Source organism: Lentzea roselyniae (assembly GCF_039537795.1).
Classification (GTDB): Bacteria; Actinomycetota; Actinomycetes; order Mycobacteriales; family Pseudonocardiaceae; genus Lentzea; species Lentzea atacamensis.
In genome coordinates this window covers 39279-59677 of sequence record NZ_BAABBE010000038.1, presented here as the reverse complement: position 1 = coordinate 59677, position 20399 = coordinate 39279, and the positions used below count along the sequence as shown (strand labels likewise).

Below are 20399 nucleotides of genomic sequence, written 5' to 3'. Positions count from 1 at the left end.
CTCCTCTCGCACCACAGTGTGTGAGAGCGCTCTCATGACAAACGGTAAACCCTATTGCCTGTACATGTCCACGTGAGGATCGCTCAGGCTTCCTCGGCGCGCAGCCGGTACTCACACCCGTACTCGACCGCGTACGACAGGTCGTAGATGTGCACGATCTTGGGTCCGCCGTGCAGGTGCACGTGCGTCACGGTCAGCTTCGGATCCTCCGGAGCGGACGGCAACGAGTCGACCCGGCCGTCGAGGGGACCGCCGACGTACCGCACGACATAGGGCTGGGACACGGCGACCTCCTCTCGCGTTCCCCACATTCTACGAGGTCGGCAGCTGGATCAGTCCCCGATACAGCCGGTTGGCTCACTCCGAGAACCACCGGACGGCGAGTTCGTCGAGCGTGTCGGCCTCCGGCATGTCTTTCATGAACCACGGCACATTGCTGTACACGTGCAGCAGCGTGTAAGCCATCACCCGCCGCGGGTCCGGCACCCGCCCGTACGCGTCGACCATCGCCTTCCAGCACCGGCGGTCGCCCTTCGTCACGAAGATCCCCGCGCCGACGAACTCGTACTCGAACGCCCCGCGCATGGCCGGCTCGAAGTCGAAGAGTCCCGACAGCTTCCCGTTCTGCTGCAACAGGTGCACGCTCATGACCTCGGTGTGCAGCAACACCGGCCGCGGCTCCCCGAGATCCACGCTGTCGAGGAACTCAGGAATCTGCTCCAGCCACCGCTCCGGCAGTTTCCGCTTCTCTTGCTGCACAACACATCCGGCCTTCTGCCCGGCCACGAACGCCGCCCAGTTCCTCGGCTCCAGCACCTCCGGCGGCGCGATCTCGTGCAACGCCGCCAGCACCTCACCGACCTGAGCACTGATCTCGACGTCCGGCACGTCGGGCTCCTCGCCGTGCAGTCGCGACATCAGCACGTAGGCCCACTCGCCGAGCACACCGGTGTCGTGCAGCTCCGGAGTCGGCACCGGCAGCCTGCCGTGCAACGCCTCCATCACCGCGACCTCGGTCGGCACCTCGTCGTGGTGCTCCGGCGGCCACAGCTTCAGCACCAGGTCGTCACCGATGGCGAAGACGGGCAACGAGCCCTCCTCGAACCGCACCACGTCGCCACGCAGGCCAAGGCGGTCCCGCAACAGCTCACCGTCAGGTTCCATGCGGTGATCATCACCCGTCGGGCAACCGAATTGCAGTTCAGCAGCTCACGACGGTCGCTCGTCACTCCTGTTTGCGAGCCCGCGACGGCTGCACGCGCATCGGCTCGCCCGGCATCTTCGGGTAGTCCGGCGGGTACGGCATCTCGCCGCGCGGATCAGCCGCGTACCACTCCAGCAGCGTCTCGATGCCGAACGCCTCGGAGTCCAGCCCCAAGTGCGGATTGTTGCGCTCCTCCAGGTACTTCGGCACGGTCAGCACGTCGAAGTCATCGGGATCCACAGTGGACAGTTCATCCCACGTGACCGGAGTCGAGACGGTGGCGCGCGGAGTTCCCCGCACCGACCAGGCCGAGGCGATCGTGCGGTCACGGGCCGCCTGGTTGAAGTCGATGAAGACGCGCGAACCGCGTTCTTCCTTCCACCACGCCGAGGTCGCCAGAGAAGGCGCGCGTTTCTCCACCTCTCGCGCCAGAGCGATCACCGCGTGCCGGACGTCGATGAAGTCCCATTCGGGGCGGATTCGCACGGCGACGTGGATGCCGCGGCCACCGGAGGTCTTGGGATAACCGGTCAGGCCCGCGTCGGCCAGGACTTCGCGCAGCACCGAAGCCACCCGGGCGGCGTCGGAGAAGTCCGTGCCCGGCTGCGGATCCAGGTCGATGCGGAGCTCGTCGGGGTGGTCGACGTCAGGACGACGGACGGGCCATGGGTGGAAGTCGAAGGTGCCGAGGTTGGCGGCCCACACGATCACGGCCTCGGAGGTCGGGCAGATCTCGTCGGCCGGCCGGCCGGACGGGAAGCGGACCTGCACGGTCTCGACGTACGGAGGTGCGCCCTTGGGCACGCGCTTCTGGTAGAACGCCTCGCCCTCGACGCCGTCGACGTAGCGCTTCAACACGACGGGGCGGTCCCTCAGCACCGACAACAGCACGGGCGCCACGGTGCGGTAGTACTCGACCACCTGACCCTTCGTGATGCCCCGCGCGGGGAAGTAGGGCTTGTCCGGGTTGGACACCCGCACCAGCTGGTCACCGACCTCGAGCTCGATCGCCTTCGACTTCGCAGCAGCCACGCCAGAACACTAAAGGCCCCGGACGAACGCCGCGAGCGCCAGTTCGAAGCTGTCGCGGTCCAGCTCACGTGCGACGCCCGGCAGCAGGTGGGCGCGGTCGAGGTGCGGGTAGCGGCCGGTGTAGTCCGCCGGATCGGAGGAGAAGCCGCTCGAGAACGAGCTCAGGGCCGAGCCGAACACGATGTACATGAGCCCGGCGGCGATCATCGTGGCCTCGCGGCGCGACCAGCCGGCGTCGACCAGTGCGCCGTGCAGGATGTCCAACCGCTGCAACGACTCGTCACGGCCAGCTGGGCCGTAGGCGAGGAACGGGACGATGTTCGGGTGCGATGACAGCGCCGCACGGTAGGACCGCGCACACCGGAGCAGGCCCTCCCGCCAGTCGACGGAGAAGCCGGAGACGTCGACCGACGACAGGATCGACGAGGCGACGTCGTTCAGGAGCTGGTCCTTGGTGCGGACGTGGCCGTACAGCGACGCCGCCTGCACGCCCAGCTCGGCGGCCAGCTTGCGCATCGAGAGGCCGTCGAGGCCGTCGCGGTCGATGATGGCCAGAGCCACCGACCTGATGCGATCGGGGCTCAGCAGAGGGGTGCTCGGCCGGGGCATGTGGGTTAACCTAACACTGTTCGGTTAATCGGGAGGACCCGTGGACTTGACGCTTTCGGACGAACACCGCCAGCTCAGGGAGCTGGCGCGGCGCTTCACTGACGAGCGCATCGTCCCCCACGCGGCACGCTGGGACCGGGAGGAGGCGATCGACAGGGACCTGGTTCCGGCGCTCGGCGAGGTCGGGTTCCTCGGGCTCGGCATCGACGAGAAGCACGGCGGGTCCGGCGGAGACAACCTCGCGTACTGCCTGGTCCTGGAAGAGGTCGCCCGCGGTGACAGCGCCGTCCGGGGCATCATCTCGGTGTCACTGGGCCTGGTCGCGAAGTCGATCGCGAAGCACGGCACCGAGGAGCAGAAACAGCGCTGGCTGCCCGGCCTGACCGCGGGCACGGCGATCGGTTGTTTCGCGCTCACCGAACCCGGCACCGGCAGCGACGCCGGCAGCCTCACCACCAAGGCCACCCGAACGGACAACGGCTGGGTCCTCAACGGCCGCAAGGTCTTCATCACGAACGGCACGTGGGCCGATGTCGCACTCACGTTCGCCCGCACAGGCGGCCCAGGCCCGAAGGGCATAAGTGCCTTCCTGGTCCCCACGGACACAGAGGGATTCACCGCCACCGAGATCAAGGGCAAGCTCGGCATGCGCGGCCAGGCCACCGCCGAGATCACCCTCGACGACGTCGAGGTTCCGCACGACGCCCTGCTCAGCGAGGAAGGCTTCAAGCTCGCGATGGGCGCGCTCGACAAGGGCCGCATGTCCGTCGCGGCGGGCTGCGTGGGCGCGGCCAGAGGAGCACTCGAAGCCGCGCTCGGCTACGCCAAGGAACGTGAGCAGTTCGGCAAGCCCATCGCGGGCTTCCAGCTCGTCCAGGAGCTCCTGGCCGACATGGCCGTGGAAACCGATGCCGCAAGGCTCCTGACGTGGCGAGTGGCCGACCTCGCTGACCGGAATCTGCCGTTCAGCACCGAAGCCTCCATGGCCAAGCTCTACGCCAGCGAAGCAGCGGTCAAGGTCGCCAACAACGCCGTCCAGGTCTTCGGCGGCTACGGCTACATCGACGAGTACCCGGTGGGCAAGTACCTCCGGGACGCCCGTGTCACCACCCTCTACGAGGGCACCAGCCAGATCCAGAAACTGCTCATCGGCCGAGCGCTGACGGGCATCAACGCGTTCGTCTGAAGGGAAAGAAATGGACTTCACGCTCGACGCCGAGCAGAAGGAGATCCGCGACTGGGTGCGGACCTTCGTGCGCAAGGAGATCATCCCGCTGGAGCCGGAGGTGCTGCGCCGGGAACGCGCCGGCCAGCCGGGCCTGCCCAAGGATGAGCTGAAGGCGTTGCAGGACAAGGCCAAGCAGGCCGGGTTCTTCGGCGTCCTCACGCCGCAGGAGTACGGCGGCATGGGCCTCGGCGCGATGATGACCGCGCTCATCGAGGCGGAACTCGGCCGCAGCTTCGTCCCGTTCCGGTTCGGCGGCTACGCGGACAACATCCTGTTCCACGGCAACGAGGAGCAGAAGCAGCGCTACCTGCTGCCGACGATCTCCGGCGAACGCGTGTCGTGCTTCGCGATCACCGAGCCCGGCGCGGGCAGTGACGCCAAGGCCATCCGCACGTCCGCCGTGAAGGACGGCAACGAGTGGGTCATCAACGGTGAGAAGACGTTCATCACGCAGGGCAACGAGGCCGACTTCGTGATGGTCTTCGCCGTGACGGACAAGGAGAAGGGCGCCGACGGCGGCGTCACGTGCTTCCTCGTCGACCGCGACATGGGCTGGAAGTCCGAGCCCATCCCGACCATGGGCCAGTGGGGTCCGGCGGCGCTCGTGTTCGACAACGTCCGAGTGCCCGAGGAGAACGTCCTCGGCGAGGTCGGCAAGGGCTTCCACCTCGCGATGCAGTGGATCGGCCAGGGCCGCTACCTGCTGCCCGCCCGCGCGCTCGGCAGCGTCGAGCGCCTCGTCGAGATGGCGATCGAGCAGGCCAAGAACCGCGTCACGTTCGGCCAGCCCATCGCCGAGTACCAGGCGATCCAGTGGATGATCGCGGACTCCGCGGTCGAGATCGAGGCACTGCGCTGGCTCGTGCTGCACGCCGCGTGGCTCGTCGACCAGAAGCAGGACTCGCGGCAGGCGCAGTCCATCGCGAAGCTCTACGGCGGCATCAAGGCCAACGAGATCGTCGACCGCGTCCTGCAGATCCACGGCGGCATGGGCTACACCCGTGAGCTGCCGATCGAGCGCTGGTACCGCGAGCTGCGGCTGCTGCGGATCTACGAGGGCACCGACGAGATCCAGCGCCGCACGATCGCCCGGAATCTCCTCAAGGGTCACGCGAACATCCGGGGAACGCTCGGTTAGCTCTATCTTGGGGTGGTGCTCAACCACAACATCCTCGGCGTCGTCGAGCGACAGGTCCGCACCTGGTCGGCCGACGACGCCGGGGTGTACGCGTCGGCGACGGGCGGCTACTCCCCGGCGTTCGCCATCCCGTTGCTGCAGCACGGCGGCCCGCAGCTGGGCCTGACCGGCGCGGACATGACCCAGGTCCTGCACGCCGAGCAGTCGCTGTGGCTGCACCGGCCGCTCCCGGCGCACGGCTCCACAATCGTCACCAAGACCGTCACCGGCATCTACGACAAGGGTTCGGGAGCGCTGGTCGTCAGCACCTGGGAGTCGGGGTACGCCTCGACGCGCTCATCGTGCTTCGTCAAGGGCGAAGGCGGTTTCGGCGGCGAGCGCGGTGAGACACGCGAGTTCGGCGTTCCGGACACCGAGCCGGAGGTCAGTTACTTCCGGACGTCGACGAACCAGGCGTTGCGCTACTGCGAGACCGGTGACGTGAACCCGATGCACCACGACCCCGAGTTCGCGCGGAGGGCGGGGTTCCCGAAGCCGATCCTGCATGGCGTGTGCACCCTCGGAATCACCGTGCGCGGCAGGAACTTCACCGAGTTGCACGCCCGGTTCACCGCCCCGGTGCTCCCAGGCGACGAGCTCAGGATCGAGCACTGGGCGACCGGTGAGTTCCGCACCTCGGCCGGCGATCGGCAGGTGCTCGTCGGGTCGGTTCGGTTTTCCGAAGTGGACAGCAGCTGAAAGTCAGCACGATCGCACCATGAGTAGTGCCCTGGCGACCGTGGACTCCGGAATCGAACCGGTGCGCGTCGCGGTGGAGTCCCGCGACCTGATCAGTGCGGCCGGTGTGACGCACCTGCTGAAGAACTCACCTCGCGTGCGCGTGGTGCAGGATCGTACGGACGCGCACGTCTTACTCGCCATAGTCAACGAGCTGTGCGCGCAGCAGGCGGCACGGCTGCGGGCCACCGGCTCGCCGCGGATCGTGGTGATCGCGGCACGGGTGCACGACCTCACCCCGTCGATCGCCGCGCAGGCCGGCCTGGCGGTCCCGTTGCGGCGTGCGGACGTCAACGCCGAACGCCTCATCAGGCTCCTCATCGGCGGGCAGGCGGTGCAGGAACGGTCGCCGGTGCTCAACGACCGCGACCTGCAGCTGCTGCGGTTGCTGGCCGACGGCGCGACGATCGCGGAGGTCGCCGCCCGGCTGTTCTGCTCGGAGCGGACCGTGAAGTACGCGCTGCACCAGCTGCTGGACCGGTTCGGGCTGCGCAACCGGGTGCACGCCGTGGCGTGGGCGATCCGCTCCGGTCTGCTGTAGCTCAGGCGGGACCGAAGACGGAGGAGAGCTGCACCCGCCTGCTGATCCCTGCCTTGCGGTAGACGCGGGTCAGGTGCAGCTCCACGGTCCGTTGGGTGACGTTGAACCGCAGGGCGATCTCCCGGTTCGTCTCCCCGTCCAGCGCCAGCTCCACGATGCGCGCCTCGTGCGGCGTGAGCTTTCCCCACGCACCGCCGCGCACCGGTGCGGGCCGCTCCGTCAGCGCGGCCCGCGCCACGCTCGCGATCTCGGCCGCCCCCGCACGTTCGGCGTCGGCCAGCGCGGCCCGCGGCGCACCGAGAGCGAGGTGCATGCGCGCCCTGTGCCGCAACAACAGGGTGCACACCCACGCCGGTGACAGCGTGCCGGTGTAACCGAGCCGCACCAGCATCTCCCGCGCTTCGCAGAACCGGCCGGTGTCCACACAGGACGCGACGAACGCAGCCGCCGCCAGTGCCGCGCAGCCCCGCGCGGGAGAAACGTGCTCCGCCAGCTCGTGCATGAGCCGGAACACCTCGGCGTGGTCACCGTTCGCCCTGTGCGCCCACATCTGCAGCGCGACCAGCCAGTCGTTCTCCGCACCGACGAGCCGGTCTCCCGGCGCGAGATCCAGCAGGACGTGTTCGGAGCCACCGTGCAGCAGCCCCAGCCCCGCGAGGACGAGCGGCGGCATCGCGAACTCCGGCAGGTCGCCGAGCACCCGCTCGGCCCCTTGCCCCGACCAGAACGCGCGCAATGCCGCAGCCACCGGAGAGTCACCGATGACCTCGCGCTCGCTCAACGGACTCATGGCCATCGCGAGAGCACGGAACGACACCGGCGGTCCTTCGTCACCAGCGGGTACACCGAGGACGTCCTCGTCGCACTGCCAGTCCAGCACCACCGCGGCGAGCCGGTCCAGCGCGCCGTCCGGGTTCCCCGCCGCGGTCAGCCGTTGCCAGCACCGGGAAAGCTCGTCCGCCCGAGGCGGGATCCCGCACCGCAGATGAAGATCAGCCATCCCGATCGCCACCTGCGCCACGACCTGCCCGCTCATCGGTTCACGCAGAGCCGCCCGCAGGCACCGCACCGCGCTCTCCGGCCGGCCGGCCGCCCGGTGCAGCCGGGCGGCGGTGCGCAACACCGGCGCGACCCACTGCTCCCCAACGGGTTGCGGGCACGCCACCAGATGCTCTGCCACCGCGGTCGCCGGATCCGATCTCCGGTGCATCACCTCCGCGGCCGCGCGGTGCAACCGTTCGCGCGACTCCGGTGCCATCTCGTGCCAGATAGCGTGACTCAACGCCGGGGAGTGGATCCGCATCGGCTCGTTGAGCACCAGCCGGGCGTCCGTGAGTCGCTCGAAGGCGGCGAGAGTGTCGCAGGACTCCATTCCGGCGACCTCGCACAGCAGGTCCAGCGGTGCGCTGCCCAGCACCGCGAGCGCCTGGGCGACGGCCACCGCCTCGCCGTCCAGCACCTGCCAGTACCGCCGCACGGCCCGAAGCAGGCGCGGCAACCGCAGCCCGCGCAACGACCTCGCCGACACCTCACCGGGATCGACGAGGTCGAGGACGTCGCTCAGCACACCCGGCGCGCCCCCGCAGTGGTCGAGGCACAACGCGGTCAGCTCGGGAGAGGCCTCGACGTCGAACCGGCGCCGGATCATCTCGGCCACCACGCCCGCGTCGACGGGCCGCAACGGCACCCGCACGGCGTCCGCAACGAGGTCCAGGCACTCGGGATCGAAGTCCCCGGCGAGCACCACGGCGCCGCGGAACCGCGCCAGCCGCTCGGTCTCCTCGGCGGAGAGCCGCTCGACGTCGTCGACCACCAGCAACGTGTGCCGGTCGGCCCCGGACAAAGCACGCAATCCGCGCACCGGCCGCATTCCGCTGCGCACCGCGATCGACGACGCGACGGACAACAACGCGCTCTTACCCATTCCCGTCGAACCATGCACCACGCACGACCGCGCACCACCGCTGAGCGCGTCTGTCAAGGCTGTGATCTCCCGCTCACGCCCCACGAGCACGCCGCCTGCCTGCCGGACGACGGTGTCGACGAGGCCAGGGCGGAGCGGTGCAACCATGCCATCCAGGAAAACGGCACCGACCGGGAAGGACCATGCAGAAAAACCGGCAGAAGTTCCGAAGGTCTGCCCGTTCGCACAGACACGTCTCGATCGGGAACGCCGGGGAATTGGTAATGGCAACAAGTCACGTTGAACCAATTCCGCTCCCTTTGCGTGAGAACTGCTGAACACCGGCGAACACCTCAGGGAGTCCCGATGCGGGTCGCATCACGCACCGTCTTCGACTTCGTCCGCCCGGACGGCAGCACCGTCCCGGTGGAGACCGAGCTGCTCTACCAGTCGGACGACCCGTTCGCGGTCACGATGAGATTCCACGCCGGCGGCGCGGTCGCGACCTGGATCATGGGCAGGGACCTGCTCGCCGAGGGCATGACCGCGCCCGCGGGTCTCGGCGACGTGCGGGTGCGGCCCAACACCGGCCGCACGCTGATGCTGGAGCTGGTCTCCGACCGGCACGTCACGGTGTTCCGGCTGCCCACGGGCACGCTGCGCAAGTTCCTCGACGCCAGCTACCGGCTCGTGCCGCCCGGTGCCGAGCGGTTCGACGCGGACGCGTTCCTCAGCGCTGTGCTGTCCTGAGGCGGTTCACGCCGACAGGCGGAGTGCCGCGGTCAGCTGGTGCTGCAAGTTGGTCATGCCGGGTGACTCGTAGCTCTCGGACGCCGCGAGCGCGCGCACTCGCTGCCGAGTCGCCGCGTCGTGGTCTCCCATCCGGTCGCAGATGTCCGCGAGCATGATCAGCAGCGACACCTTGGCCTCCGGGTCGGCCAGCCCGTCGGCGGCACCGGCCAGCTCGTCACGGGCTTCGGCGAGCCGTCCGGCGTTGCTCAGCGCGATGCCGCGGGTGTGCCGCACGATCGCCCGCACGCCGGACAGGGACGTCTTGACGAGCGCATCGGCCTCGTCCGCCACGGCCAGCGCCTCGTCGTGGTCGCCGGCCGCGGTCAGGCAGTCCGCGAGCCGGAGCAGGAACTGGGCTGCGTTCTCGTTCGCCACCCCGCGCTCACCGTGCGCCGCCCGTTCCTCGGCGATGCACGCCCGATGTGTCTCGATGGCCTCGGCGAAGCGGCCCAGCCGTTGCAGCTGCACTCCCGCCAGCGACAGGGCGTACACCACCCCGGACGACATCCCGCCCTCCCGGAACAGCTCGGCGGCTCGCCTCGCGTGAATCACGCCCGCCGCGTGGTTGCTGCTGCGCCCCTCGATGCCTGAGCGGTAGTAGTGCGCCCACGCCATCTCCACCAGTGAGCCGCACTCCTCGGCGACGCGCAGAGCCTCTTCGTGCGTCTTCATGGCTCGTTGCAGGTTCATCAAGCGCGCGGTGTAGACCCAGCACACGAAGTTGAGCTGCTGCGCCTCCTCCTCCGGCCTGCGCAGCGCCCGTGCGGCCTGGACGCCCGCCGAGTAGACCTCCTCCCACAGTTCGTCCACGCCGCGATGGTCCGAGTACCAGTGCATCGACTGCGCCACCGCCAGCACCTGCTCGTGCGCGCCGTCCGCGACGGCCTCCCGGAACGCGCCACGCCAGTTCGCCAGCTCGTCGGACAGCCAGCGGTCCGCGCTCGCCAGATCGGACGCGCCCTCGTCGTCCGGACGGAACGACGACGCGGCTTTCATCGCGGTCGTCAGCAGCCAATCGCGCGTGCGCAGCCGATGTGCGTCGAGGTCGGGTTCCTCGCTGTGCAAGCGTTCGCGTGCGTAGTCGCGAATCAGGTCGTGGCACGAGTACCGGCCGGGTAGGTCCGGTCGGAGGAGGCTCGCGTCCACGAGCTCCTCCAGCAACGTCTCCGCGTCGGCGGCGGGTATGTCGGCGGCGACAGCGGCAACAGCGACGGACGTGTCCGGGCCGTGGATCAGCGCGAGTCTGCGGAAAACCGCGGCGGCTTCCGGGGCGAGCTGGCGGTAGGACATCTCGAAGGCGGTGCGCACCTGGACGTGCTCGGTCGCGAGCACGTCGAGGCGTTCGCGTTCGTCGGAGAGCTGCTCTGCGAGGCGGCGCAACGACCACGTGGTGCGGCCGGTGAGCCGGTGGCCCGCGATGGCGAGCGCCAGCGGCACTCCCCCGCACAGCCTCGCGACCAGGGCGGCGGACTCCTGATCCGCACCGACCCGGTCGGCTCCCGCGGCCGCGGCGAGCAGGGCGACGGCGTCTTCGTGGCCGAGCGGCCCGAGGTCGACGCGGTACCGGCAGTCCAGGCCGGCCAGCACGTTGCGGCTGGTCACGAGCGCCAGCGACCCGGGACCGGCGGCGAGCAGCGGCCGGACCTGGGCCTCGTTCGCGGCGTTGTCGAGCACCAGCAGAACGGTCCGCTCACGCAGCACCGACCGGTACAGGCGGAAGCGGTCGTCGGCCTCGGACGGCATCCGCGCGTCCGGCACGCCGAACGCCCGCAGCACTCTCTCCACCGCGCGTTCCGGCGTGAGCGGGACGGGGTCCATACCGCGCAGGTCGAGGTAGAGGCAGCCGTCGGTGAACGAGCACGCGAACCGGTGGGCCGAGTCGATCGCGAGCGATGTCTTGCCGACGCCCGGCGGTCCGTGCAGGACGACGACGTCCAGCACCGATGACGCCGCCGCACGACCGATGCACTCGGCGAGCTCTTCCTGCTCGGACGCACGCCCGGTGAGCTCCTTGGCAGGCGGAGGCGCGCAGTCCGTCCTTTCCGGACGTGGCTGGGTTGCTTCCGGCGACCGGGCGAGCGCGACGAACTCGCTCGCCTCGGTGTCGTCGAGTCCCAGCCCGGCGACGAGCAGGCCGACCGTCTGCGCCTGCGGGGTCTGCACCCGGCCGCGTTCGAGGTCGCTCAGCGTGCGCACGCCCAGGCCGGTGCGGGCGGCGAGATCCTCCTGGGTCAGTGCGGCCCGGCGCCGGTAGAAGCGCAGAAACTCGCTGAAGGTGGTCGCCCGCATTCCCTCACCCTCTGGACAGGCACTCCCGCACTTCGGCGGCGATCTTGCGCGTCGCGTCGGTGTCCCACCGCTCGCACGCCGCCAGCGAGTCTTGCAGATGACGCAGACACGCGCTGTCGTCGCCTCGTGACTTGGCGTTGTCCGCGAGCGCGCGCAACGTCTCGATCTCCCTCACGCCGTCGCCGGACGCGCGGAACCCTTCGAGCGCCTTCATGAGGTCCTCATCGGACTCGGCGAGCCGGCCCGCCGCACGGTGGGCTTCGGCGCGATGCCACAGTGCGCGCGCACGCCACGACGTCATCTGGGCGCGCTCATAGACCTTCTCCGCCTCGGTCAGCGCCGAGACGGCGTCGTCCGGCCTGCCGGCCTGGATCAGGGCGAGTCCGAGCCACCAGACAGTGCGGCCGAGTGCTGAGAGTTCGTACGTCGTGCAGGCGAAAGCGCGCAGTTCGTTCGCTACTTCTTCGTGGATGCCCACCGCGTCGTCCGGACGGTTCATCCGCTGCCACAGCACGCCGAGCACGGACCGTGCGTAAAGAACGTCCACGGGCTCGCGCATCCACTCGATCGCCTCGCGGCACACGCGTTCGGCCTTTTCGAGATCACCGAGCCCGCTGTGCGCGGCCGACGCGACGAGCCACACCCAGCCGATGTGCCCGGTCTCGCCGGTCGACTCGGCGAGCCGGGCCGCGCGGGTCAGCACCTCCAGCGCGTCCGCCGGCCGGTCGACCACGTCGAACAGCACCCAGCCGAGCTGGGTGAGCACCACGATCTCCTGCCACGGCTGACACGTCGACGCGAGTGCGGCGCGGTAGACGTGTTCCCAGATCGGGCTCGGTTCGATGGCGGCGTAGTGCGAGAGTGCGATCACCGCGCGCGCAACGTCGTCGTGCAAGCCCTTGTGCTGCGCCTGTTCGATGATCTCGGGCATCAGGTCGCGGTGCTCGTCCAGCCAGCGCCTCGCCGCCGGAACGTCCGTGCGGCCGCGCGGACTCACGCGCCGCGCGTCGCCCGTCTGTCCGAAGAGGACTCCCGCGGTGACGGTGGTCTCCAGGAGCCGGGCGAGCATCCTGCGGTGCGCGTCGTCATCGGTGGCGTCGATCAGGCCGTTGGCGAACGTCCGGACGAGGCCGTGGATCGAGTACCCGAGGTCGTCGGCGTCGAGCAGGCTGACGTCGGTGAGCTCCTCCAGCGCCTGTTCCGCCTCCGTGACGCCGATGCCGGCCAGTTCCGCGGCGAGATCCGGGGTGACGTGGGTGCCGATGAGCAGACCGAGCCTGCGGAACACGAGCTTCGCGTCGTCCGGCAGGTGGGCCAGCGACACTTCGAACGCCCCGCGCACCTCCAGGTCGCCCGCGGTGAGCGCGGCCAGGCGGCGTTCCTCGATCTGCTCGGCCAGGTGCCCGAGCGGCCAGCGCGGGCGGCTGGCGAGCCGGTTGCCCGCGATCCGCAGTGCCAGCGGCAGCATCCCGCACAGCCGCACGAGCTCGCGCGCTGTCTTGGGGTCCGCTTCGACGCGTTGGGCGCCGATGATCGATGCGAGCAGCTCCACCGCCGCCTCCTCGGTGAGCCCGCCCAGCCGGATCCAGGTGGCGCCCGCGAGCCCGGCTAGCCTGCGGCGGGACGTCACGATCGTGAGGCAGCCCGGCAGGTCGGCAGCGAGCGTGCGGACTTCCTCCTCTGTGCTCGCGCCGTCGAGCACGAGCAGCAGGCGCCTGCCCGCGAGCAACGACCGGTAGAGCCGTATTTGGCCGTTGGTGTCCTCCGGCAGGTGCCCGGCGGCGACGCCGAGGTCTTTCAGCAACCGCTGAAGCGGCGGTGTGGAGCCTTCCAGCTCGATGAGCAGCTGTCCGTCCGGAAACCGTGCCTCGAGCAGATGGGCGGCCCGCACGGCGAGGCTGGTCTTGCCTGTGCCCGCCGCGCCGTGCACCACGACGAGCCCGCGGTCCTTCGCGGCGATCGCGTCGAGCTCCGCGTCCCTGCCGACGAGGTCCGCCACGTACATCGGCAGCGACCAGACGGGTCCCGGCAGCGCGACCCGGCCGGTCCTGGCGAGCCTGCGCAGCTCCTCGCGGGCGGGTTCGTCGAGGTCGAGGGCGTCGAGCAGGGCCTCGGTCGTGCGGCGCTGCGGGGAACGGGCACGGCCGCGTTCCATGTCGCTGATCGCGCGGACACTGACCCCGGAGCGCTCGCTGAGCTCCTCCTGGCTGAGTCCCGCGGCCTTGCGGTGGTGCTGGAGCCGGGCGCCGAACGTCATGCCACCGAAGTTAGTGGTTCAGGCTCGTCAGCATCTGCGCACACACGCGGGAGAGGTGCCGTCGCATCACCGTCGACGCCCCGGCCGCGTCACCGTCGGCGATCGCGAGGACCAGTTCGTCGTGGTCGTCCATCGACGCGTGCTGGTGTGGCGGGTCGTCCTCCAGCGCACTGCGGAGGAGCACGACGCGTTGCTGCACGAGCCTGACCTGCTCGGCGATGCGCGGGCTGCGGGCCGCGTCGATCAGCGTCTGGTGGAACGCGAGGTCCAGCCGGTACGGGAACGGCTGCCCCGCCCGGTAGTTGGCGCGGCTCTCCGCGCAGACCTCCTGCAGCCGCACCAGGTCCACGTCGGTCCTGCGCGACGCCGCCAGCTCCGCCGCCGCGCATTCGAGGGCCGTGCGCAGCTCGAACAACGCCTTGACCTCGTCGGCGTCCGCGGCGGGCACGAACGCGCCCCGGTGCGGCACCAGCGTGAGCAGCCCTTCGGACGCCAGGTGCCGGATCGCCTCGCGCAACGGCCCGCGGCTGATCCCGAGCTTCTGCGCCACCTCGACCTCGTTGACCCGTGAGCCCGGCGGGATCTCCCCGGTGAGCACCTGCTCGCGCAGGACGTCCACGGCCTGCCCGGCCAGACTGAGGTGCAGCGGAGGTGTCACGTTCGTCTCCTGCTCTGGACGGCACAGGCCGTCTCCTGGTTACACTAGCCGCGTTGTCAACTGTCGACAGTTGGCAGTTTCTCGAGCACACGGGAGGGGCGACATGGGACACGAGGTTGTGGCAGAGGTCTGGCGGGGCGACTTCCTGGAGTCCGTGCACCACGGCACCGTCGTCGCCACCGACGCCGCCGGCATCCCCGCGCTGGCTGTCGGACGTCCCGGCGACGTCGCGTTCCCGCGCTCGTCGAACAAGCCGCTCCAGGCCCTCGCGATGCTCCGCGCCGGCCTCGACCTCGACGGCGAGCTGCTCGCCCTGGCCTGCGCCTCGCACTCGGGCGAGGACTTCCACGTCGAGGGCGCGCTGCGGATCCTGGCCTCGGCCGGCCTGAGCGAGGACGCGTTGCAGTGCACCCCCGACCTCCCGCTCGGCGAGGAGGCCCGCGCCCGGCACCTCGCCCGCGGTCTCGCCGCCGCCCCGAAGTACATGAACTGCTCGGGCAAGCACGCCGCCATGCTCGCCACGTGCGTCGCCAACGGCTGGTCGACGGACGACTACCTGGATCCGACGCACCCGCTGCAGGTCGCCACTCGCGAGACGATCGAGGACGTGGCCGGCGAGCCCGTCGCCCAGGTCGGCGTCGACGGCTGCGGTGCCCCGATCTTCGCCATCAGCCTCACGGGCCTGGCGCGCGCGTTCGGCCGCCTGGCTTCAGCCCCGGGAGGCACCCTGGAACACCGCGTCGCCACCGCGATGAACGCCTACCCGCAGTGGGTCGGCGGCACCGGCCGTGACGTCACGGTGCTGATGGACGCCCTGCCCGGCGTCATCGCGAAGGACGGTGCCGAGGGCGTGTACGCCGTCGGCCTGCCGAGCGGCGGGGGTGTCGCCCTGAAGATCGCCGACGGCTCGTCACGCGCCCGCGCGGTCGTCGTGATCGCGGTGCTCAAGCGGCTCGGAGTGGACGTGAGCAAGGTCGAGGACCTCGCCACGGTGCCCGTCCTCGGCCACGGACGCGCCGTCGGAGCCGTCAAGCCCTCACTTGCCCTGGCCGGTTGATTCCTGGCACTACCCTTGAGCGTTATGGGCGATTCGAAGGACGAGAACGAGAAGTTCCAGGAGGAGCTGATCGGCCTCGACCCCCAAGACCCCGAGACGCAGGCGTTCGCCGAGCACCTCGACCGGATGAAGCGGCAGCGACCCGGCTACACCGTCGAGGGGTACCTGGAGGGCGTGCAGGACTTCGCCGACTCGGCGAACCGCACGACCGGGCACCAGCGGCTGGTGGCCGTCATCGTCGTCGGGATGATCCTGCTCGGCGTCATCCTGACGATCTGGTTCGCGTTGAGCGACATCATCACCATCATCTTCTGAGCCAAACGAAGACGACATCTCAACAAGGTCTTACGGCAGGGTGCACGCGGCGGTCGCCGGGAAGCCCTGCGCCTGTGCCCGCGTTATAAAGGGACATGGAACCTGTTGTCGGCGCCACCCCCAAAGTCGTGCGTTCCGAAGAGGAATGGCGCGCCCAGCTGAACCCCGCCGAGTACGCGGTGCTGCGCCAGGCAGGCACCGAGCGCCCGTGGACCGGCGAGTACACCGAGACCAAGACCGAGGGCGTCTACGAGTGCCGTGCGTGCGGAGCCGAGCTGTTCCGCAGCGACACCAAGTTCGACTCGCACTGCGGCTGGCCGTCGTTCTTCTCGCCGCTGGCCGGAGACGCAGTGCTCCTGCGCGAGGACCGCACCCTCGGTATGACCCGCGTCGAAGTGCTCTGCGCCACCTGCCACAGCCACCTCGGGCATGTTTTCGAAGGTGAGGGGTATCCCACGCCGACGGATCAGCGGTACTGCATCAACTCCGTCTCCTTGAAACTCGTTCCGTCCGAATAGGAGACTGAGCCGAGTCCGGTCGATCGGACCGGACCGACCTGGGAGGCGTAATGATCTTCTTCGGTACCGACGGTGAAGGCTCCAGCGGAGTCGACGGCGGCTCGTCCAGCTGAGAGCTGGTCAGAGCGGCGAACTGGTGACAAAAGACGGACAACCCTAAGGCTTAGTCAACAAGCATTGCGGGGCTGTGGCCCGGACCACACCATGGACGCCACCGAAGCACTTTCGGGGCAGTCAGGGGGTGGGTCGCATGCAGAGGCCTTGGGGGTTGTCCGGACCTGAGTTCCTTCAGCTCTACTGGATCGGGCTGGCACTGGCGGTGCTGGTCGCGATCATCGTTCGGGTACGCGTGCGGGCGGGTCACAGCAACCAGCCCGTGCGCTCCCTCGACATGGACGAGCTCGCCTATCTCGCGGGCGGTCCGAAGCGCGTGGTCGAAACGTCCGTCGCGCGGCTGCTCACCGCGGGTGAGCTTCGCACCTCACGGCGTGGCACGGTGCAGGTCACGACCACCACGAGCTCCTTGAACCCGGTGGACCGCGCCGTCATCACCGACAGCCAGCGCTACACCAACCGCACCGTCGGCCTGATGATCCCCTCCGTCTCCAAGGACGGCGTGGTCATCGGGATCGGCCGCAGGCTCGAGGAAATGGGCCTGGTCGTCCACCCGGACGTCGCGAAGAGCGCGCTGCGCAAGGGATCCATCGCGCTGTGGGTGTTGCTCGTGATCGGTGTGGCCCGCTGGGTCAACGGCGTCGCGATCGACGCGCCCGTCGGCTGGCTGACGTTGCAGCTCGTCATCACCGGTGCGCTCATCTTCCTCCTCACGCGGCGCGGCAAGCACGTCCGCACGTCCAAGGGGAACCGCGTGCTGAACGAGGCACGCACCACGAGCAGCGGCCGCGCCGCCACGTCCGACGAGGCGCTGTACGCGGGCGCGGCCGGGCTGGTTCTGTTCGGCGGTCTGGCGGTGTACCCCGATCTGGCGGTGCGCAGCTCGTTGCTCGCCGCTTCCGGGGGCAGCTACACCGGCTACACCGGGTGTTCGGCGGGTTCTTCATCGTGTTCGAGCGGTGGCGGAGGTGGCGGCTGCGGGGGCGGCTGCGGCGGGGGCGGCAGCTGATTTCCCGCTGTCCGGTCTGAATCAGGTAACACCAGGAACCCGGGGGTAGATCTCACGTCGAAGATGCACGGGCACCAGTGAGGGGAGTGCTGATGGCCAAGTCTTCGACACCGCAGGCGAACTGGGCCGCGGAGGAGATCGGGTTCCTGGCGGGGGGACCGGGCAGGGCGGCGGAGGCCGCTCTCGCCCGGCTGATGGACGGCGGTCTCGTGCGGTTCTCCCGTGAGGGACTCGTGACCGCCGTCCATCAGAACGGTCACGGCGCGACGAGCCCGCTCGAGGCGTCCATCCTCACCGGGCTGTCCGGCGGGGGCCGCCCGATCGGCCTGGTGGTGGGGCCGGCGGCGCACAGCCAGGAGATGGGTGCACTGCACCGCAATCTGGTCGAGAAGGCGCTGGTCCACCGCCAGTGGGGCAAGACGAACGGCGGCAGGGTGGCGTTGCGGGTCCTGCTGGTCCTGCTCGGCATCGCGTTCCTCGCGGCGGGGCTCTTCGTCGACCTGAACCTCCTGGCCGTCACGCTCGTGGCGTGGTTCGTGGCGTTCCTCCTGCGCGACAAGAAGATGCTCACGCAGATCGGCAGGGGCGTCCTGGGGCACGCACAGCGAAACCCGCGCAGCCGGGTGGACGCCGTGGCGTTGCACGGACTGCGTGGTGTGGTCGGCCGCCGGAGGGTCGCCGACCTGTACGGCTTGCCGCCAGGCATCCTGTACCCACCACCGGTGCACCACAACGGAAAGCGGAAGTCGCATTCGGACAGTGGCGGGTGCGGCGGCGTTCACGAGCACCACAACTGCGCGTCGTCGTCTTCCTGCTCCAGCAGCAGTTGCAGCAGCAGCAGCAGCTGTTCGAGCAGCAGCAGTTCCAGTTGCAGCAGTTCGAGTTGCGGTAGCAGCAGTAGCAGCAGCTGCAGCAGTTCCAGCAGTTGAGGGGGAAACTCATGGTCACACCGGTGACATCACAGGGGACGCAGCTTTCCGCGGAACAGGTCGGCTACCTGACGGCGGGTCCCGGCCGCGCCGCCGAGACCGCGCTCGCCCGGCTGATCGACGCCGGCCTCGTGCGGGTGTCGCGCGACGGCCTCGTCTCGGCCGTGCACCAGAACAACCACGGTGCGACCACGGCGATCGAGGCGCGGATCCTGAGCTACGCGCGTACACCCGTCCGGTTCGACACGGTCGTGCGGTCGGCCGCGCACAGCACCGAGATGTCGATGCTGCACCAGCACCTGCTCGACCGGAAGCTCCTGCAACGCCCCCGCCGCCGCAACGAGGGCTGGTGGTTCTCGCTCGTGGTCGCGGGCGTGCTGCTCCTGCTCGGCTTCGTGGCGCCGGAGTTCCTGCTCGGCGTCCCGATCGCCGTGCTGTTCTTCCTGTGGCAGCGCGGGCGCAAGGCCATCACCGGGGCGGGCAGGGAGGCCCTCCTGCGGGTGACCGCGACCGACCGGGTGCACGCCGTGGCGGTCTACGGCTTCTGCGGCAGGGTGAACCGCCGCCCGGTCGCCGATCTCTTCGAGCTCTCCCAGAGCATCGTCAGGATGCTGCCGCTGAAGCAGAACCGCAAGCGGCGGTCCTCTTCGGACGGTGGCGGCGGCGGGTCGAGTTGCAGCAGCTGCGGCAGCGGGTGTGGTAGCAGTAGTTGTTCATCGAGCAGCGGCAGCAGCTGCTCGTCGTCGAGCGGCAGCAGCTGTGGTGGCAGCAGCTGCGGCGGCGGTGGCGGAGGAGGCGACTGATGGCGGGCATCGCGGACCTGGGCGTCGGAATCGGCTGGCGTTCGGAGATCGACCTGACCGTGGAACGGCTGCCCGGCGTGGACTTCGTCGAGGTGGTGGCGGAGAACCTCCACCTCGGACACCTGCCGGAGTCGGTGACGCTGCTGCTGGAGCGCGGAGTTCCGGTGCTCCCCCACGCCGTGTCGCTGTCGCTCGGTGGCGCGGACCCGGTCGACCTCGGTCGCGTCGAGCACCTCGGCAAGGTCGCGGAAGCCGTCGGCGCGCCGATGGTGAGCGACCACGTGTGCTTCGTCCGCGCGGGCGGGCTCGACTCGGGCCACCTGATGCCCGTGCCGCGCACCAGGGACGCGCTCGACGTGCTCGTGGCGAACGTCCAGCTGGCGCAGCGGAACCTGCCGGTGCCGCTCGCGCTGGAGAACGTCGCCGCGCTGCTGGAGTGGCCGGACGGCGAGCTGTCCGAGGGCCAGTTCCTCGCCGAGCTCGTCGAACGGACGGACTGCTGGCTGCTCGTCGACGTCGCGAACCTGTACGCGAACGCGCGCAACATCGGCACGGACCCGGAGCGGTTCCTCGACGAGATTCCGCTGGAGCGCCTGGCTTACGTGCACGTGGCCGGCGGCGTCGACCACGGCGACGTCTACCACGACACCCACGCCCACGCGGTGCTGCCGGAAGTGCTCGGCGTCCTCGACGAACTGTGCTCGCGCGTGAAACCACCCGGCGTTCTGCTGGAACGCGACGACAACTACCCGTCCGACACCGAAATCGCGTCCGAACTGGCCGCGATCCGCGCCGTCGTGGACAAACACCGTGGCTGAAATCATCGACCGGAATGATCCTTCGGCCGCACGCGAAAGGCTTGCCGCCGCACAGGCCGAGCTGCTAAATGCATTGCTCGCGAACGGACCGGCTCCGGCGGGATTCGACGAACAACGACTGGACGTCGAACGCCGCGCGTTGCTGTCCAAACGCCGCGGCATCGTGCGGATGCTGGGGCCCGCTGTCGCCGACGAGCTCGGCGACCGGTTCCGGACGCTCTTCGACGCGTACGCCCTGGAAAACCCTCGTCGCGCGGGCTCGCGTGCCCGCGACGACGCCGCGGCGTTCGCCGAATGGTGCCGTGCCGCGGGAGAACTGTCAGCCAAACGCAAGGCGCGCTGGAAGTTCTGGCAGTCGAACTGACGGGCGAACAGAACTCCCTCAAGAATCGCCCGTTCAGCCCTGTG

At 69.6% G+C, this 20399-nt stretch carries 21 protein-coding genes; 13 read left to right on the top strand and 8 right to left on the bottom strand.

All coding sequences use genetic code 11. The features are described 5' to 3' along the window. Positions 1 to 83: 83 nt before the first annotated feature. The 4 genes from ABFX45_RS40185 to ABFX45_RS40170 all read right to left on the bottom strand — a co-directional run bounded on the left by ABFX45_RS40185 (position 84) and on the right by ABFX45_RS40170 (position 2845). Positions 84 to 284, bottom strand: a complete 201-nt coding sequence (locus ABFX45_RS40185; RefSeq protein WP_109642641.1) for a hypothetical protein — start codon at positions 282 to 284, stop codon at positions 84 to 86. Positions 285 to 357: 73 nt separating this feature from the next. Then, the gene (locus ABFX45_RS40180) at positions 358 to 1164 is read right to left on the bottom strand and encodes a phosphotransferase family protein (RefSeq protein WP_346136065.1); all 807 of its coding nucleotides are present in this window, start codon (positions 1162 to 1164) and stop codon (positions 358 to 360) included. 61 nt (positions 1165 to 1225) lie between these two features. Further along, complete coding sequence (gene ligD, locus ABFX45_RS40175; RefSeq protein ID WP_346136063.1) at positions 1226 to 2236, bottom strand: non-homologous end-joining DNA ligase; 1011 nt, start codon at positions 2234 to 2236, stop codon at positions 1226 to 1228. 9 nt (positions 2237 to 2245) lie between these two features. Next, the gene (locus ABFX45_RS40170) at positions 2246 to 2845 is read right to left on the bottom strand and encodes a TetR/AcrR family transcriptional regulator (RefSeq protein WP_170155376.1); all 600 of its coding nucleotides are present in this window, start codon (positions 2843 to 2845) and stop codon (positions 2246 to 2248) included. 40 nt (positions 2846 to 2885) lie between these two features. Here ABFX45_RS40170 and ABFX45_RS40165 point away from each other — a divergent pair, with 40 nt between their 5' ends. From ABFX45_RS40165 to ABFX45_RS40150, 4 genes are read left to right on the top strand one after another with little or no spacing between them, the layout of a single operon-like run. After that, entirely contained in the window at positions 2886 to 4031 is a 1146-nt protein-coding gene (locus ABFX45_RS40165; protein ID WP_346136061.1) for an acyl-CoA dehydrogenase family protein, read from the top strand. A 10-nt stretch (positions 4032 to 4041) separates the two neighbouring features. Then, the gene (locus ABFX45_RS40160) at positions 4042 to 5211 is read left to right on the top strand and encodes an acyl-CoA dehydrogenase family protein (RefSeq protein ID WP_109642632.1); all 1170 of its coding nucleotides are present in this window, start codon (positions 4042 to 4044) and stop codon (positions 5209 to 5211) included. Positions 5212 to 5226: 15 nt separating this feature from the next. After that, on the top strand, positions 5227 to 5949 hold the full coding sequence (locus tag ABFX45_RS40155; protein ID WP_146772106.1) for a MaoC/PaaZ C-terminal domain-containing protein: 723 nt from the start codon (positions 5227 to 5229) through the stop codon (positions 5947 to 5949). Between the two features lie 19 nt (positions 5950 to 5968). Next, a complete protein-coding gene (locus tag ABFX45_RS40150; protein WP_109642628.1) occupies positions 5969 to 6529 on the top strand; it encodes a helix-turn-helix domain-containing protein in 561 nt (186 codons plus the stop codon). Position 6530: 1 nt separating this feature from the next. On the opposite strand, the gene ABFX45_RS40145 is transcribed toward ABFX45_RS40150, so the two are convergent. Continuing rightward, complete coding sequence (locus ABFX45_RS40145; protein ID WP_346136058.1) at positions 6531 to 8600, bottom strand: helix-turn-helix transcriptional regulator; 2070 nt, start codon at positions 8598 to 8600, stop codon at positions 6531 to 6533. A 198-nt stretch (positions 8601 to 8798) separates the two neighbouring features. Between ABFX45_RS40145 and ABFX45_RS40140 the strand changes: the two genes are divergently transcribed. Further along, positions 8799 to 9182 carry an SsgA family sporulation/cell division regulator gene (locus ABFX45_RS40140; protein ID WP_109642625.1) on the top strand — a complete coding sequence of 128 codons (384 nt, stop codon included), beginning with the start codon at positions 8799 to 8801 and terminating at the stop codon, positions 9180 to 9182. A gap of 6 nt (positions 9183 to 9188) precedes the next feature. On the opposite strand, the gene ABFX45_RS40135 is transcribed toward ABFX45_RS40140, so the two are convergent. Genes ABFX45_RS40135 through ABFX45_RS40125 form a run of 3 tightly spaced genes read right to left on the bottom strand, consistent with a single transcriptional unit; the run spans position 9189 to position 14428 of the window. Further along, a complete protein-coding gene (locus ABFX45_RS40135) occupies positions 9189 to 11513 on the bottom strand; it encodes an ATP-binding protein (protein ID WP_346136056.1) in 2325 nt (774 codons plus the stop codon). A 4-nt stretch (positions 11514 to 11517) separates the two neighbouring features. Next, positions 11518 to 13770, bottom strand: a complete 2253-nt coding sequence (locus tag ABFX45_RS40130) for a helix-turn-helix domain-containing protein (protein ID WP_346136054.1) — start codon at positions 13768 to 13770, stop codon at positions 11518 to 11520. Positions 13771 to 13780: 10 nt separating this feature from the next. Further along, complete coding sequence (locus tag ABFX45_RS40125; RefSeq protein ID WP_109642618.1) at positions 13781 to 14428, bottom strand: GntR family transcriptional regulator; 648 nt, start codon at positions 14426 to 14428, stop codon at positions 13781 to 13783. Positions 14429 to 14531: 103 nt separating this feature from the next. On the opposite strand from ABFX45_RS40125, the gene ABFX45_RS40120 reads away from it, so the two are divergent. The 8 genes from ABFX45_RS40120 (at position 14532) to ABFX45_RS40085 (ending at position 20355) form a co-directional block, all read left to right on the top strand. After that, positions 14532 to 15485 carry an asparaginase gene (locus ABFX45_RS40120; RefSeq protein ID WP_346136052.1) on the top strand — a complete coding sequence of 318 codons (954 nt, stop codon included), beginning with the start codon at positions 14532 to 14534 and terminating at the stop codon, positions 15483 to 15485. A 24-nt stretch (positions 15486 to 15509) separates the two neighbouring features. Further along, on the top strand, positions 15510 to 15800 hold the full coding sequence (locus ABFX45_RS40115; protein WP_109642613.1) for a hypothetical protein: 291 nt from the start codon (positions 15510 to 15512) through the stop codon (positions 15798 to 15800). A gap of 95 nt (positions 15801 to 15895) precedes the next feature. After that, positions 15896 to 16318, top strand: a complete 423-nt coding sequence (gene msrB, locus ABFX45_RS40110; protein WP_109642611.1) for a peptide-methionine (R)-S-oxide reductase MsrB — start codon at positions 15896 to 15898, stop codon at positions 16316 to 16318. Between the two features lie 250 nt (positions 16319 to 16568). Then, positions 16569 to 17441 (top strand): TIGR04222 domain-containing membrane protein, encoded by an 873-nt coding sequence (locus ABFX45_RS40105; protein ID WP_346136049.1) that lies wholly within the window; start codon positions 16569 to 16571, stop codon positions 17439 to 17441. Between the two features lie 92 nt (positions 17442 to 17533). Further along, positions 17534 to 18370, top strand: coding sequence for a TIGR04222 domain-containing membrane protein (locus ABFX45_RS40100; protein ID WP_346136047.1), 837 nt, complete (start codon positions 17534 to 17536; stop codon positions 18368 to 18370). A 23-nt stretch (positions 18371 to 18393) separates the two neighbouring features. Further along, the gene (locus ABFX45_RS40095) at positions 18394 to 19173 is read left to right on the top strand and encodes a TIGR04222 domain-containing membrane protein (RefSeq protein WP_346136045.1); all 780 of its coding nucleotides are present in this window, start codon (positions 18394 to 18396) and stop codon (positions 19171 to 19173) included. Continuing rightward, positions 19173 to 19991, top strand: coding sequence for an MbnB/TglH/ChrH family RiPP precursor modification enzyme (locus tag ABFX45_RS40090; protein ID WP_346136080.1), 819 nt, complete (start codon positions 19173 to 19175; stop codon positions 19989 to 19991). The genes ABFX45_RS40095 and ABFX45_RS40090 overlap by 1 nt, the downstream gene beginning before the upstream one ends. Continuing rightward, positions 19984 to 20355, top strand: a complete 372-nt coding sequence (locus ABFX45_RS40085) for an SCO6045 C-terminal-like domain-containing protein (RefSeq protein WP_346136043.1) — start codon at positions 19984 to 19986, stop codon at positions 20353 to 20355. The genes ABFX45_RS40090 and ABFX45_RS40085 overlap by 8 nt, the downstream gene beginning before the upstream one ends. The last annotated feature ends 44 nt before the right edge of the window (positions 20356 to 20399 follow it).